Source organism: Streptomyces sp. NPDC001700, from assembly GCF_053596435.1.
The window spans coordinates 122,884-137,068 of sequence record NZ_JBSFGE010000018.1 but is presented as its reverse complement, the minus strand read 5'-3'; the positions used below and the strand labels follow the sequence as shown (position 1 = coordinate 137,068).

Below are 14,185 nucleotides of genomic sequence, written 5' to 3'. Positions count from 1 at the left end.
GACATGGTGGAGCGGGCGGAGCGCGGCGGCGAAGACGCGAGGCGCCGGTGGGGCTGGCGGCGGGGGCGGGTGCTCGCCGCGCTCGCGGTGCTGACGGCCGTGCTGCTGGCGTTTCCGGGGGTCGTGCCCAACGCCGGGGTACGGCTGGGCAGTCTGCTGGAGTCGTTCCTGCCCTGGCTCGGGCTGGCGGTCGTGGTGCTGCTCGGCCTGGCGCTGCTGCGCCGCTCGGCCACGGCGCTGGTGGCGCTGCTGCTTCCGGCGGCGGTCTGGGCCTACGTCTTCGGCCCTCTGTTCCTGCCCGGTGCGGAGCCCGCGGTGCGTGATCTGGTCGTGGTGCAGCACAACGTGAGCGACGAGAACACCGATCCCGAGGGCACGGCCCGTGCCCTGGCCGACGCCGGGCCCGATCTCATCGCGCTGGAGGAACTGGTTCCGCGGGCGCTGCCGGTCTACGAGAGGACCCTCGCCCGGGAGTACCCGTATCACTCGGTCCACGGCACGGTCGGGCTCTGGTCCAAGCATCGGCTGAGCGGCGCCCGTCAGCTGGACATCAAGCCCCGGGCCATCACCGAGGACTGGAGTCGCGGGCTGCGGGCCGTGGTCCACACGCCGCACGGCCGGATGGCGGCGTACGTCGCGCATCTGCCCTCGGTACGGGTCGGGGCGGGCGGGCTCGGGTCCGCGTGGCGTGATGAGAGCGCCGGTCTGCTGGGCAAAGCGGTCGCCGCCGAGCGGGTGAAGAGCGTGCTTCTTCTGGGTGATCTGAACAGCACGGTCGACGACCGCGGGCTGTCCCCTCTGACCTCACGGCTGAACGTGGCGGAGCGGGGCTTCGCGTTCAGCTTTCCGGCCGCCTTCCCGCTGGCCCGGATCGATCAGGTCATGGCCCGCTCGGCGACCGTGGGCCACATCCGCACCCTGCCCGCCACCGGCAGCGACCACCTCCCGGTCACGGCGCGGATCACCCGGGGCTGACGCGCGGGCTTTACGTCTGCTTTGCTGTTCGGGAACCCGGTCGCCGTCAGGAGCGTTCACCTGAGGCAGACCGCGAAGCAGCGCGACACACGAGCAGAACCGGACAAGCAGCAACAGAAGCCGAGGTGGCACCGATGGCAATGTGGGACCGGCTCAAGGACCAGGCCAAGAACCTCCAGCAGTCCCAGGGCTCCCGGGGAGGGGCCGGGCACGGGCAGGGGCAGGGGCACGGCTCCTTCGGGCAGGGGCAGCACGGCGGCCACGGGTCCGGCTCGTCCTCAGGCTCGTCCTCCGGCGGCTCCAAGGCCCAGCTGGTCGGGCTCCTCAAGTCCCAGCTCGCGTCGGTGAAGACCGAGCTGAAGAGCGGCGCCTACCGCGATGCCACGATGGCGATGTGCGCGCTGGTGGCCGCGGCGGACGGGCATGTCGAGCCCGCGGAGCGGCAGCGCGTCGAGGAGCTGATCACCACCAACGACGTCCTGCAGAACTTCCCGGCGGACCAGCTCCGCCAGCGGTTCAACAAGAACCTGGACCAGCTCATGGCCAACTTCCAGCTGGGCAAGACCCAGGTGATGCAGGAGATCGCCAAGGCGGCCAAGAAGCCGACGGAGGCCCGCGCGGTCGTCCAGACCGGCATCGTCATCGCCGGGGCCGACGGTTACATCGAGCCGTCCGAGCAGCAGGCCATCCGCGAGGCCTGCGCCACCCTGGGGATCTCGCCCACGGAATTCGGTATCTGAGGCGCCTGAGGGCATCTGCGAGCAGCTGCCCCTCCCGTCCCCGGCCACCGGCGACTACGCCTATGACTGTGGGCGGGGGGACCTCAGGTGAAGGTCACCGACACCGGGCCGAGGCCGTCGAAGCGTGCCTCGATCCGCTGGCCGGGGCTGACGAACGGGGCGGTGGTCATGGTGCCGGGCAGCACCACGTGCCCCGGCTCCAGCGCGGTGTCGAAACCGGCGAGGGTGTTGGCCAGCCAGGCGACCGCGGCGGCGGGGTGGCCCAGCACCTCGCGGCCACTGCCCGAGGCGACCCGCTCGCCGTCGACCACCAGGTCAACCGAGACGGCGGCCAGGTCGGGCGCTTCGGCCAACGGCGTCCACGCACCGCACACCAGCCCGGCGGCGCTCGCGTTGTCGGCCACCGTGTCGGCAAGGGTGATCTTCCAATCGCGGATCCGGCTGTCGACGATCTCCAGGGCCGGAGCGACCGCCTCGGTGGCGGCGAGGACGTCCTCGACGGTGACGCCCGGTCCGCACAGCGGCTCGGCGAGGCGGAAGCAGATCTCCGGTTCGATGCGCGGGGCGCAGTAGCGCGCCGCGCGCACGGCACCGCCATCGGGGTGGACCATATCGTCCAGCAGATGGCCGAAGTCCGGCTCGTCCACGCCGAGGAGCTGCTGCATCGCCACCGCGGTAAGACCGACCTTGTGACCGACGACCGTGGCACCGGCGGCCAGCCGCCGCGCGATGTTGTCCCGCTGGACGGCGTACGCGTCGGCCACGTCCAGGCCGGGCATCAGCTCCGCCAGCGGGTCGATCGGCGCCACGTGCCGCTCGGCGTCCCGCAGCAGCCGTCCGGCGTCCTCGCGCTGTACGTCGGTCAGGGTCATCCCGCGCTCCTCGTCGCCATGCGGCTCGCCGCGTCGTGGACGAGCCGCGCGTGCCGTTCGCTGCGACAGCGTAGGTGGTGAGGGGGCGCCACGGCGCCCTCGTCCGCCCCGAGAACGTCAGGTACAGGTCTTTCCGTTGAGTGTGAAGGCACCCGGAGCGCCGGTCGTGCCTGTGTGGTTGGCCTGGTAGCCGATGGTGACGTTCGCGCCCGGGGCGAGTGTGCCGTTGTAGGCGGCGTTGGTGGCGGTCACGGCTCCGCTCGACGGGCTGTACGTGGCGCCCCAGCCGCCCGTGATGGTCTGGCCGGAGGGCAGGGTGAAGCCCAGCTGCCAGCCGCTCAGCGTGGTCGTGCCCGAGTTGGTGACGGTCACGGACGCGGTCAGGCCGGTGCTCCAGGCGCTGGTGGTGGCCGACACCCGGCAGGCGCCCGGCTGGGGCTGGGGCTGGGGCGCGGGGCCGTTGCCGTCCAGGCCGAAGAACGTGATCACACGGGCCGCCATTCCGCTGGTGACCAGGTTGTGGCCGACGCCCTGCAGGCTGATGGCCTCGACGGCGGCCTGGTCACCGGTGGAGCCGTAGCGGGTGCGGGTCCAGCCGGACTGGGGCGAGTCGGTGCGGGCCGGGGTCTGGCTCACGCCGTGGACGTTCGTCCACTGTTTGATCTCCTCCCCGAAGTTGGGGTAGCGCAGGATGTCGTCCTGCGTGCCGTGCCAGAGCTGCATACGCGGCCGGGGCCCGCTGTACCCCGGGTAGGCGCCCCGGACCAGATCGCCCCACTGCTGCGGGGTGCGGGTGATGGTGCCGTTGGCGCACTCGCTGTTCCACTCCGATCCGTTGGTGGTGGCGAAGCAGGCGAACGGCACACCGGCGAACGCGGAGCCCGCCGCGAACACATCGGGGTAGTCCCCCAGCAGCACATTGGTCATCATCGCGCCGGAGGAGGTGCCGGTGGCGAAGACCCTGCTGGTGTCGGCGGAGTAGGTGCGGGTCACCCAGTCGACCATGGACTTGATGCCGACCGGGTCGCTTCCACCGCCACGGCGCAGCGCCTGCGGTGAGGAGACGTCGAAGCATTTGCTGCTGCGGGTGACGGACGGGTACACGGCGATGAAGCCGTACCGGTCGGCCAGCGAGGCGAACTCGGTGCCGGAGTACATCGCGGGCCCGGATCCCGTGCAGTAGTGCACGACCACCACCACGGCCGGGTTGGGGGCGACGTTGTCCGGGACGTACAGATACATCTGGAGATCGCTGGGGTTGGTGCCGAAGTTCTTGATCTCGGTCAGGGCCGCGGTGGGGGCCTTGGCCGCGCCGGGGGCCTCGGTGGCGGCCGTACGGGCCGAGGCCGTGGGCGCGCCCAGCAGCATGACCGCGAGTAACGAGGCCAGCGCTCCGGCGAGGGTGACGAGCACCGAACGCCGTGGTCTTCGCGGGGTGGTGCGGGTCGATGGGGACACGTCCTCATCCCTTCCTGATCGCGGTTACGGATCGTTCCCGCGCAGGACCGCCGCGGGCGCGGCAGCATCGTGGCATGAACACGACCGCCATGGAAGCGCTCCCACAGCCCCGCCTCCGGCTGTCGGCTATCCCCGGATCAGCGAGGCGAGGATGTCGATCGCGGTCGGGATCGCTTCCTCCGCGATGTCGAACGTCTCGCTGTGGTGCGGCCCGGGGCTGCCCGCGCCGACCATCAGATAGGCGCCCTTGCCCCCGCGCCGCTGGACATGCCGGATGAGCAGGTTGGCGTCGTCGCTGCCCGCGAACGCCCGGGTCCGGATGACCTCGGTGACCTCGTCATGAGCGGTGGCCACCGCCACGATGCGGTCGATCATCTCGTCGTCCGGTGTGACGGTGGCGGACTGGCCCATCACCGCGACGCTCGTCCGGACCCCCTGAGCCAGGCCCGCCCCCTCCACGATCGAGCGGACGCGCTCGACCAGCTCATCGACCACCTCGTCGTCGGTCGCCCGGACCTCGCAGGTCATGGCCGCGGAGGAGGGCACGATGTTCACGCCGTCACCGGCGACGAGCGTACCGACGTTGAGCCGGGTGTCCACGGAGTTGAAGCGCGGGACGCCCATGATGCCGAGCGCGGCCGTGGCGGCCGCGAGCAGCGCGTTGCGGCCCTGTTCCGGCGCACCGGCCGCGTGCGAGGCCTTGCCCTCGAAGTCGACCTTCAGCTTGCGGGTGGCCAGGCCGCCGGTGAAGCTCCCGACGACTCCGCCCACGGCCATGTCCCCGGCCATGTGCAGGGCGAGCATATGGTCGATCTCGTCGGCCACCCCGGCGTCGATCATCGTCTGTGCGCCCCGGACGCCCTCCTCGGCGGGCTGGAACAGGATCCGCAGGGAGCCCGCGAAGTCGCGGTCCGCCAGCCGGTGCAGCAGGCCGACACCGATGGTGGCGTGGGCGTCGTGGCCGCACGCGTGCATGGCGCCGTTGGTCGCGGCGAATCCGTTCGCCACCGGGAAGTGGGCGGCATCAGCCGATTCGCGCATCGGCAGCGCGTCGATGTCCACGCGCAGCCCCCAGCGCGGCCCGGGGCGGGTGCCCTCGAGGTCGGCGACCAGCGCGGTGCCGTTCTCCCGGAAGTACCGGACCCGCTCCTCCGGAGCACCCGAATCGACCGCGCGGGCGGCCCATTCGTCCAGGGTCTCCGGGGACGGGAAGTTGACGACGCGGGAGAGATCCTGGGCGGCCTTCCCCGTGAGGACGCGTATCGGCAGCCCCTCGATGACTTGTTCGATTCGGGCCGCCGTGCCGATCTCCACGAACGCCGGCTCCGCGTTCCGGTGCAGTTCCCTGCGCAGCGCGACGAGCTGTGCGAAGTCCACCAGTGGTCCTCTTTCCCTCAGTGTTCTCTCGGTGTTCCGGCCGCCCGTTCGGCCGCCTGGCGCCGAGGTTAGACGCCCCGGCCACGGCGATCGACGGCCGCGTACCGCCTACCGGGAAAGCCGGTGTTGTTCACCGCCGCGGAGTGGGTGACCGAACAATCGCGGACCGCGTTGAACTGGGCCCGCGGCGCCAGAATCCGGCCCGCGACAACCGCATCACAGCAACGTGATCACTGGCACGGAGAGAGGTCGTTGGATGTTCACGAGGGGGAGCGCCGCCGTCGTGGCGGCCGGACTGGTACTGGCCCTCGGCGGCTGCGGCGGCGGGACGGACGGGAAGGCCGACGCGCCGGAGAAGGCGGCGTCGGACAAGAGGTCGGCCAAGCCGACGCCGCCCCGTCCGCCGTCCAGGGAACTGGTGAAGTGGGTCGGCGGCCTGTGCGAGTCGACGCGCGCGATCAAGGACCTGCGGACGGACAGCACGACGGATCTCAAGGAGATCCGGAATCCGGACGAGGAGCTGTTCGCCGACGCCCGCGCCACCGGGTACCTCATCGACACCCAGATGACGGTGGACGACGTGGACCAACACCTGAAGGGCCTCGGCCCCTCCGGTGTCCCCCCGGCCGACCGGCTGCTCGACGCCTGGCAGACGAAGCTGAAGCGCGTCGTGCCGCGACTCGACGAGATGTCCCCGGCGGACCTCGACGTCGCCGCGGGCGATGCGACGGACATCAACAAGCTCGTCCAGTCCCTCACTTCGCCCCAGCCGGACCTGGCCGCGCTGACGAAGAAGGACGCGCGGCTCGCGGCCGCGCACGGGCGCGCCAAGCAGTGCGCCCCCGACTGGAAGCCCGCCGAGGAGTCGGCCTCGCCCTCCCCGGACCCCACGCCCACCGGCCCGCTGCCGAAGGCGGCGGACGGCACGAACACCGCCGCCTGTTCCGACGGCACGTGCGAGGTTCTGGTCACCTCCGCGGCGGACATCACGGCGAACGGGATGAGCGTGCATGTCACCGCCGGGGACAACTCCGTCACCTTCCAGACGGCGAGCACCATCATGAACCTCGGCGGCCAGGGCGGCGTCGCCAAGTTCGGTGACACGCTGAAGGCAACGGTCGTCGCGCAGAACAAGGACGGCGCCGTGCTGAAGTTCACCATCCCCTAGCGGGCACCCTTAGCGCCCCTCGCACACCTTCCGGTAGCCGAGTCGCGGCAGGTGCTCCTCCCAGGTGGCGCGGGTGAGGACACCGCCGGTGCGGTCGCAGACGGAGTCCGCCGCGCGGTCGGCGTCCAGGGTCCACACCCGCGCCGTCAGGTCGTAGCCGACGGAGGTGAGGGCGTCGCCCTTCGGGCTGAACGCCACGGAGGTGACGGTGTCGAGATGGCCGGTGAGTTCCTGCCCGGCCATCTCGGCATGGGCCGGGTCGGCCACGTTCCACAGCCGCACCATGTGGTCGCCGCCGCCGGTCGCCAGGGTCTTCCCGTCCGGGGCGAACGCCACGGACCTGACCGGCCCCCGGTGTCCGGCCAGCTCCTCCCCCAGCTGACGTGCGTGGTCCGGCCGTGCCACGTCCCACAGCCGCACCGTGCGATCGTCGCCGCCCGTCGCCAGGGTCTTGCCGTCCGGGGCGAACGCCACCGCGTTGACCTGCTGGTCGTGCCCGGTGAGCGCGGCGCCTGCGGGCCGTGGCCGCTTCCCGGCGCCCACGTGCCACAGCCGCGCCGTGCCGTCCTCGCTGCCGGTGGCCAGGGTGCGGCCGCCCCGCGCGAAGGCCACGGAGGTGACGGCGTCCGCGTGGCCGCGCGGCGGTGCGCCGAGCGGCCGTACACGGCCCGGCCGCCGTACGTCCCACAGCCGCACCCTGCCGTCGTCTCCGCCGGTGGCCAGCCTGCGGCCATCCGGGGCGAACGCGACAGCGGGAACACCGCCGTCGTGCGCGTCCAGCGGTTCGCCGAGCGGGACGGGACGTTCGGGCGCGGACACGTCCCACAGCCGTACGGTGCCGTCCTTGGAGCCACTGGCCACCGTACGGCCGTTCGGCGAGAACGCCACGGCCGCCACCGCGTCCTCGTGGCCGAGCGTCCGGGCGATCCGGCGCGGGCGGTCCGGCCGTCGTACGTCCCACAGGCGGATCAGCCCGTCATCGGTGCTGGCGACGGCGAGCAGGCGGCCATCGGGGCTGTAGGCGGCGGCGGTCAGCGGGTTGGTGAAGTCGGTGAGGACGGTCGGTGGCCGGTGCCAGAGGCGGACACTGCCATCGGCTCCGGTGCTGGCCAAGGTGCGGCCGTCACGGCTGAAGGCCACCTCCCACACGGCCTCCGTGTGGCCGGTCAGCGGCTCCCCGAGCTGCTCCGGCCAACCGGGGTTGGCCACGTTCCACAACAGGGGCGCATCATCCTCGCCCGCCGTCGCCAGGCTCTCGCCATCGGAGCTGAAGGCCACCGACATGACGGGCGCGGTGTGCGCGGTGAGCGGTTCGCCCAGCGGCTCGACACGGCCCGGCTCGGACGCGTCCCACAGCCGTACGGTCTCGTCGAAACCGCCGGTGGCCAGCGTCCGGCCGTCCGGGGAGAAGGCCACCGTCCAGACGGACGAGGTGTGTTCGCTCAGCGGCTTGCCGCGCGGGGCGAGCCCGTCGTCCCCGCCGATGCGCCACATGCGTACGGTCCCGTCGTAGCCGCCGGTGGCCAGGGTGTCCCCGTCCGGGGCGAACGCGACGGCGCGGACGCTGCCCTGCTCGGACCCGTCCGCCTCGGCGGGCTCGCCGAGCGGCGCGGGGCGGGCCGGGTCGCTCAGGTCCCACAGCCGTACGGTCCCGTCGTCGCCCGAGGTGGCAAGCCGCCTGCCATCGGGGGCGAACGCGGCGGACACCACGTTCTGCTCGTCGTGGCTCACCAGCGGCCGCCCGAGGGCGCGGGGCCGCGAGCGGTCGCTCACGTCCCACAGCTGGATGCCACCGCCCTTCCCGGTGGCCACCAGCAGATCGCCGCCCCGAGGGGAGAAGGCCACCGCGCCGACCCCTCCCGTCCGCAGCCGCAGCGGTGCGCCCAGCCGCCTGCCCCGGTCCGTGTCCCACAGCCGGACCGTGCCGTCGTGGCCACCGCTGGCGAGGGTGCGGCCATCGGGCGCGTACGCCACCGAACTGCCGATACCGGCGTGGCCGGGCAGCCGGGTGGCCAGCGCCCGGCCCGCGTCCGAGGCCAGCCGGGTCCGCAGATCCGGGGTGGTGCGCATGCGGTACGCGGCGACATCGAGCCGGGCGGCCAGGCCCCCGTCGGTCTCGCGGACGCTGTCGGCCTCGGCGGTGAGACGGCCGAACACGGCGTCGTCCCGTTCGGCCTGCGCGGTGGCGCGCGCCTGGAGGGCGACGACGGCGGTGCCGGTGGCGAGCAGCACCAGCGCGGCGAGTACGGCCACCACCGTACGGCGCAGTCGCACGGCGCGGTGGCGGCGCCGGAGCGAGAAGGTGAGGAACTGCCGCTCCAGCGGGGTGAGTTCATCGCCCCGGCGCACCTCGCCACTCTCCCCCGACGCGCTGAAGGCGTCGCGGGCGGCGGACAGCCGGGAACCGGCGTAGAGCGCGGCGTTCTCCTGCCCGAGCGTCTGCCAGGTGCGGGCCGCCTCGGAGAGCGAGCGGTGGACCCGCAGCCGGTCGCGCTCGGCGTCGATCCACGCACGCAGCCGGGGCCATGCCGTGATGAGGGCTTCGTGGGCGAGGTCCACCGTGCCGTCGTCGAAGGTGATGAGACGGGCCCGGACCAGGCGCTCCAGGACCACCCGGGTGTCGGCCACGCCGCCGAAGTCGAGTTCCGAGCGGTCGGTGGGACGACGTGTATCCGGCGTGCCTCCCCCAAGCTCTCGGCTTCGCTCGAGCAGGGGGGACCCCCCTCCGGGTGCGACGAGTCTGAGCAAGATACGGCGCGCCACCTCGGCCTGCGGTGCGGTGAGTTCGCCGTACACCTGCTCGGCCGTACGGACCACGGCGCCGCGCAGCCCGCCCGCCGCCTCGTACGCGGTCTCGGTCAGGGCGCGGCCGCTGCGGTGGCGCCAGGTCTCCAGCAGGGCGTGCGACATCATCGGCAGTCCGCCCGGGGCGCCCTCGACCTCGTCCAGGAGGCGTTCGGTCAGGGAGCGTTCCACGATCAGGCCGTCGGCGGCGGCCGGGCGGACGATGGCCTCGCGCAGCTCGGTGCGGCTCATCGGCCCGGCGAGCAGCGTGGCGTCCTGCAACGCGGCGGTGAGGCCGGGGTGTTCGGCACAGCGGCCGAGGAAGTCGGCCCGCACCGCGATGACGACGCGCAGCCGGCTGTCGGGGGCGGTGGCGGCGATGAGGCGGTCGATGAACGTGTCCCGGTCGGCCGGATCGGCGCCGAGGGTGTACAGCTCCTCGAACTGGTCCACGATCAGCCACGTGTCGGCGTCGGTGCCGGGTACGGGCAGCAGCCGGTCGGCGTGGGTGCGCAGCGGGTCTGCGCCGGGCGTGAGGATCCGTACGGCGGCGGGCGGCACCTCGTCGTCGGAGGCCGTCCGCAACCGGGGGATCAGGCCCGCGCGCAGCAGCGAGGACTTGCCGCTGCCGGAGGGGCCGAAGACGGCGGTGAAGCGGTGCTTGCGGTTCAGCTCAACCAGTCGTTCGACGAGCCGGTCGCGGCCGAAGAAGAGTTCGGCGTCGCCCGGTTCAAACCGGGTCAGGCCACGGTACGGCGGCCGGGCTGTCTCGTCGGCGGCGACCTCGGCGGCCAGCTCGGCCGACGCCTCGCTCCAGCGCCGCTCCCACTCGATGAGGTCGCCGCCGCACGCCTTCACATAGGCGAGCGCCACCGCGCGGGTGGGCAGCTGCTTCCCGGCCGCCGCCTGCGACAGCGTGGTCACCCCGTACCGGGTCCGCTGCGCCATCGTCCGGTACGTGGGCCTCCCCGCGGACTCGCGCAGCGCGCGCAGCCCGGCGGCGAACCGCGGCACCGTCCCGGCCTCCGGATCCAACTCGCCCTCGGTCCGCCCCGGCCCCGCCCGTCCTGGCTCCGCTCGCCCCGACCCTGGTCGTCCCGCCACGTGCCCGCCCGCCCCTCGCTCGCCGTGTCACCGCCGGGCCATCACCCAACGCGGCCACTCGGGCGCCCACGGTAGGCAGTCGCCGGGGTGGCCGCAATCGAACTACCGGTGTTCCGGAGGACGGTGCAAGGGACGTTCACCCCATCTTCACGCTCTTCCCGACCCGTTCGCCCGGTCCGCGCCCCCGGGTTGTTCGGTGCGGGGCGGGGCCCTGCCGAACAACCCCGTACGGCGGTCGAATACCCGAGGGACGTGGCTTGGACGGGCCACGGCGCGGTCCGAACCCCACGAGGGAGGGGTTCGGGCCGCCCCGGTCCCCGCGCCCCCGCACCCCTGCGCCAGGCCGAAGGAGAGCCATGTACGGACGACATCGCGCCCGCCACCTCGCCGTGGGATGCGGCGCGGCGGCACTCACGGTGACGCTCATGGCGGCCACGGTGAACGCCACCCCCGCCCCACCCGCGACCGCCGCCGAGCGGTACGGCTGGGGCGATCCGCTGTCCGAGTGGTCGGACGAGTTCGACTACGGCTCCGAGGCCGCCCCCGCCGTACCCGACCGCGACAAGTGGCGGCTGGCGGGCGGTGGCCCCGGCGCGTGCTGGCCCGGCCACGGCGGCAACGGCCGCCGCTGCGACGCCAACACCCGGGCCGTCGGCGGCGTCCTGCGCATGACGGGCGAGGCCAACGGGGACACCGGCTGGCTCGCCTCGCCGTACGGCAGCCAGTACGGCCGCTGGGAGGCCCGCGTACGCTCCCGCGCCACCGCCCCCGACAACGGGCGGACGTACCACCCGCTGCTGATCCTGCCGTCGTAGTGACGCAACGTGGCCGTCGAGTGGACCCCGGACCAACTGCGCGGATTCATCGACGGCGAGGAGTGGTTCCGGTTCTCCGGTGGCGCGAACGAGGACCGGCCCGGGTCTACGACCTGCCGTAGAGGTCCGGTCTCACCAGGCCACGGGCAGTTCGTGGACCCCGTACACGAACGAGTCGTGTTTGAAGGGGATCTGCTCCAGGCCGGTGGCCAGCCGGAGGGTGGGGATGCGCTTGTAGAGGGTGCTGTAGACGACCTGGAGTTCCATGCGGGCCAGTGGCTGGCCCAGGCACTGGTGCACGCCGAAGCTGAACGTGACGTGGCGGCGGGCGTCGCGGTGGAGATCCAGCCGGTCGGCGCCGGGGAAGACGTCGGGGTCGCGGTTGCCCATCTCGTTGAGCAGCAGCAGCCCTTCTCCGGCGCGGATGGTCCGGCCCGCGACCTCGATGTCCTCCAGGGCGACCCGGCGCATCCCGAGGTGCGGGATGTGCAGATAGCGCAGCAGTTCCTCGACCGCGCCCGCGACGAACGCCGGGTCGTCGCTCTCCCGGAGGCGGGCCAGCTGGTCGGGGTGTTCCAGCAGGGCCAGGGTGCCCAGGGCGATCATGTTGGCGGTGGTCTCGTGTCCGGCGAAGAGCAGGAGGACCGCCATCGAGGTCGCTTCCTGGCGGGTCAGCGCGCCGTCCTTCACCTTCGCGGCCAGGTCGGACAGCACGTCCTCGCCGGGCTGGTCGTGCTTGGCGTCCAGTAGCTCGCCGAGGTAGCCGCCCAGTCGGCGGTGTGCTTCGGTGCGCTGCTCGGGCGTCGAGGAGCGGGTGATGATGGCCTTGCTGTTGGCCTGGAAGAACGCGTGGTCCTCGTAGGGCACGCCGAGCAGTTCGCAGATGACCAGCGAGGGCACCGGCAGGGCGAAGGCCTCGACCAGGTCCGTCGGGTTCGGCCCGGCCAGCAGGTCGTCGATCCGATCGTCGACGATCTTCTGCACCGCCGGACGCATGGCCTCCATGCGCTTGATGGTGAACGGCCCGGTGACCATCCGGCGCAGCCGCGCGTGTTCGGGGTCGTCCATGTTGATGAAGCTGAGGCCGTGGGCTTCGGCGTCCCCGTGACCGGTGTCGGCGGCAGTGGCGGTGTCGTCGTACTCCCGCTCCGGGCGCGGAAAGCCGGGGTGGGCGGGGAGGACGCTGAGCCTCGGGTCCGCCAGCAGGGTTCGCTGCTCGGCGTACCGGGTCACCGCCCACGGGGTGCTGCCGTCCCGCAGCCGGACCCGGGTGAGCGGCCCCTCCTCCCGCAGCGCGCGGAACGCCGGGGGCGGGTCGAAGGGGCATCCGTGCGCCCTGGGCATGGGGAATTCGGGAAGCTCCGAGGCGTTCTCGGCACCCTCAGTTGGCGGATTCGCCATGCTGCTGGTCATGGTGCGTCTCCCCTGATGGATTCCTGGAACGCGTCGACGACTTCCTGCCGACGCAGCCGGGTCTGCTTGGGCATGCGCCAGCCGAGCACGCCGGCGGTGACGCCGTTACGGCGGTATCGCGCGACGAACCGGCCCTGCGCCATGTCCCCCTCCACGACGGTCACCTCGGCATCGGCCGACGGCACGCCGTACACCTGGAGCTTGACGTCGAACTGGTCGGTCCAGAAGTACGGAACGGGGGTGAAGGGCCGCCGCTCGCCGAGGATGGCGGCGGCCACGTGGGCCGCCTGCTCGGTGGCGTTGGTGCGGTTTTCCAGGCGCAGCAGGGTGCCCAGCCCTTCGTGGTGCCAGCGCGCCACGTCCCCGACCGCGTAGACGCCGTCGGCGGCACGGCACGAGGAGTCGCACACCACTCCGTTGTCGACCTTGAGGCCGCTGCCCGCGAGCCAGTCCGTCGCCGGGGTGGAGCCGAACGCCACCACGACCAGGTCGGCGGGCAGCACCTCGCCGGTGGCCAGGCGCACTCCCGTGACGTGTCCGCTCTGTTCGGCGAGGCTGGTCACGGCGGCGCCGAGGCGCGGTTCGACGCCGCGCTCGGTGTGCAGTTCGGCGAGGCGCCGCGCGATGAGCGGGCCGAACTGGCTCTCCAGCGGCGCCGCTTGGGGGCCGGTCAGGGTGACCGGCAGGCCCATGGTCCGTGCGGTGGCGGCGATTTCCGTGCCGAGCACCCCGTCCCCCACCACCACGACGCGCGTGGCGGTCAGCAGTCCGGCGCGCAGCGCCAGCGCGTCGTCGAGCGTACGCAGCACATGCACCCCGGCCACGCCGTCCTGCCCGGCGAACGTGCGCGGCCGCAGACCGGTCGCCACGACGATCGCGTCGGCCCGCAGCACCCGGCCCGACGCGGTGTGGACGGTACGTGCCGCCGCGTCAAGGCTGACCGCCGGGTCACCGAGGATGAACTCGGCGTCCAGCGAGGCCAGTTGCTCGGGTCCGCGCAGCGTGGCCCGGTCCGGCTCCCAGGCCCCGGAGAGGACCTGCTTGGACAGCGGCGGCCGGTCGTAGGGCTGGTGCGGCTCGGCGCCCAGCACGGTCAGGGCGCCCTCGAATCCCTTGCGCCGCAGGGCTTCGGCGGTGGAGAGCCCGGCCGCCGAGGCTCCGACGACCAGGACACCCGCGGGGTCGCTCACACGTCCTCGCTCACGTGAATCGCGCCCGCGGGGCACACCTGCACGCATTCCCGCACCGCCTCGTGATGCTCCGCGGAGGGGGTCGCGTCGAGCAGGACGACGATGCCGTCCTCCTCGCGCTGGTCGAACACCTCGGGCGCGATCATGACGCAGGTGCCCGCGGCACAGCACTTCTCGTCGTCCACCGTGACCTTCATCGCCGATACTCCTTCGTTGATCCGTCGACCCCGATAAGTAAACCCGATGATTTAATCCAGTCAAGCGTACGACTTAAACAATCTTGAAAGAA

The 14,185-nt window shown here is 72.6% G+C and carries 11 protein-coding genes; 4 read left to right on the top strand and 7 right to left on the bottom strand.

From position 1 onward, the window contains the following. Nucleotides 1–3: 3 nt before the first annotated feature. Both ACWC5C_RS29530 and ACWC5C_RS29525 read left to right on the top strand, forming a co-directional pair. On the top strand, nt 4–975 hold the full coding sequence (locus tag ACWC5C_RS29530; protein ID WP_450880276.1) for an endonuclease/exonuclease/phosphatase family protein: 972 nt from the start codon (nt 4–6) through the stop codon (nt 973–975). A gap of 134 nt (nt 976–1,109) precedes the next feature. Next, complete coding sequence (locus ACWC5C_RS29525; protein ID WP_450880274.1) at nt 1,110–1,715, top strand: tellurite resistance TerB family protein; 606 nt, start codon at nt 1,110–1,112, stop codon at nt 1,713–1,715. An 83-nt stretch (nt 1,716–1,798) separates the two neighbouring features. Here ACWC5C_RS29525 and ACWC5C_RS29520 read toward each other — a convergent pair whose 3' ends face one another. The 3 genes from ACWC5C_RS29520 to ACWC5C_RS29510 form a co-directional block, all read right to left on the bottom strand. After that, entirely contained in the window at nt 1,799–2,587 is a 789-nt protein-coding gene (locus ACWC5C_RS29520; RefSeq protein WP_450880272.1) for a 2-keto-4-pentenoate hydratase, read from the bottom strand. Between the two features lie 117 nt (nt 2,588–2,704). Beyond that, nucleotides 2,705–4,045, bottom strand: coding sequence for an extracellular catalytic domain type 1 short-chain-length polyhydroxyalkanoate depolymerase (locus ACWC5C_RS29515; RefSeq protein ID WP_450880270.1), 1,341 nt, complete (start codon nt 4,043–4,045; stop codon nt 2,705–2,707). 126 nt (nt 4,046–4,171) lie between these two features. Then, nucleotides 4,172–5,422 carry an amidohydrolase gene (locus ACWC5C_RS29510; protein ID WP_450880268.1) on the bottom strand — a complete coding sequence of 417 codons (1,251 nt, stop codon included), beginning with the start codon at nt 5,420–5,422 and terminating at the stop codon, nt 4,172–4,174. A 256-nt stretch (nt 5,423–5,678) separates the two neighbouring features. Here ACWC5C_RS29510 and ACWC5C_RS29505 point away from each other — a divergent pair, with 256 nt between their 5' ends. Next, nucleotides 5,679–6,590: a hypothetical protein gene (locus tag ACWC5C_RS29505; RefSeq protein ID WP_450880266.1), complete on the top strand. Its 912-nt coding sequence runs from the start codon at nt 5,679–5,681 to the stop codon at nt 6,588–6,590. A 9-nt stretch (nt 6,591–6,599) separates the two neighbouring features. Here ACWC5C_RS29505 and ACWC5C_RS29500 read toward each other — a convergent pair whose 3' ends face one another. Continuing rightward, nucleotides 6,600–10,388, bottom strand: coding sequence for an nSTAND1 domain-containing NTPase (locus ACWC5C_RS29500; RefSeq protein ID WP_450880264.1), 3,789 nt, complete (start codon nt 10,386–10,388; stop codon nt 6,600–6,602). Nucleotides 10,389–10,834: 446 nt separating this feature from the next. On the opposite strand from ACWC5C_RS29500, the gene ACWC5C_RS29495 reads away from it, so the two are divergent. After that, nucleotides 10,835–11,293 carry a hypothetical protein gene (locus ACWC5C_RS29495; RefSeq protein WP_450880262.1) on the top strand — a complete coding sequence of 153 codons (459 nt, stop codon included), beginning with the start codon at nt 10,835–10,837 and terminating at the stop codon, nt 11,291–11,293. A gap of 132 nt (nt 11,294–11,425) precedes the next feature. Here the strand turns inward: ACWC5C_RS29495 and ACWC5C_RS29490 are convergent, their stop codons facing one another. Genes ACWC5C_RS29490 through ACWC5C_RS29480 form a run of 3 tightly spaced genes read right to left on the bottom strand, consistent with a single transcriptional unit; the run spans nt 11,426 to nt 14,093 of the window. After that, nucleotides 11,426–12,706, bottom strand: a complete 1,281-nt coding sequence (locus ACWC5C_RS29490) for a cytochrome P450 (protein ID WP_450880260.1) — start codon at nt 12,704–12,706, stop codon at nt 11,426–11,428. After that, nucleotides 12,703–13,896, bottom strand: a complete 1,194-nt coding sequence (locus tag ACWC5C_RS29485) for an NAD(P)/FAD-dependent oxidoreductase (protein ID WP_450880258.1) — start codon at nt 13,894–13,896, stop codon at nt 12,703–12,705. The genes ACWC5C_RS29490 and ACWC5C_RS29485 overlap by 4 nt, the downstream gene beginning before the upstream one ends. Further along, nucleotides 13,893–14,093 (bottom strand): ferredoxin, encoded by a 201-nt coding sequence (locus ACWC5C_RS29480; protein ID WP_450880256.1) that lies wholly within the window; start codon nt 14,091–14,093, stop codon nt 13,893–13,895. Before ACWC5C_RS29480 ends, ACWC5C_RS29485 begins: the two co-directional genes overlap by 4 nt. Nucleotides 14,094–14,185: the final 92 nt, after the last annotated feature.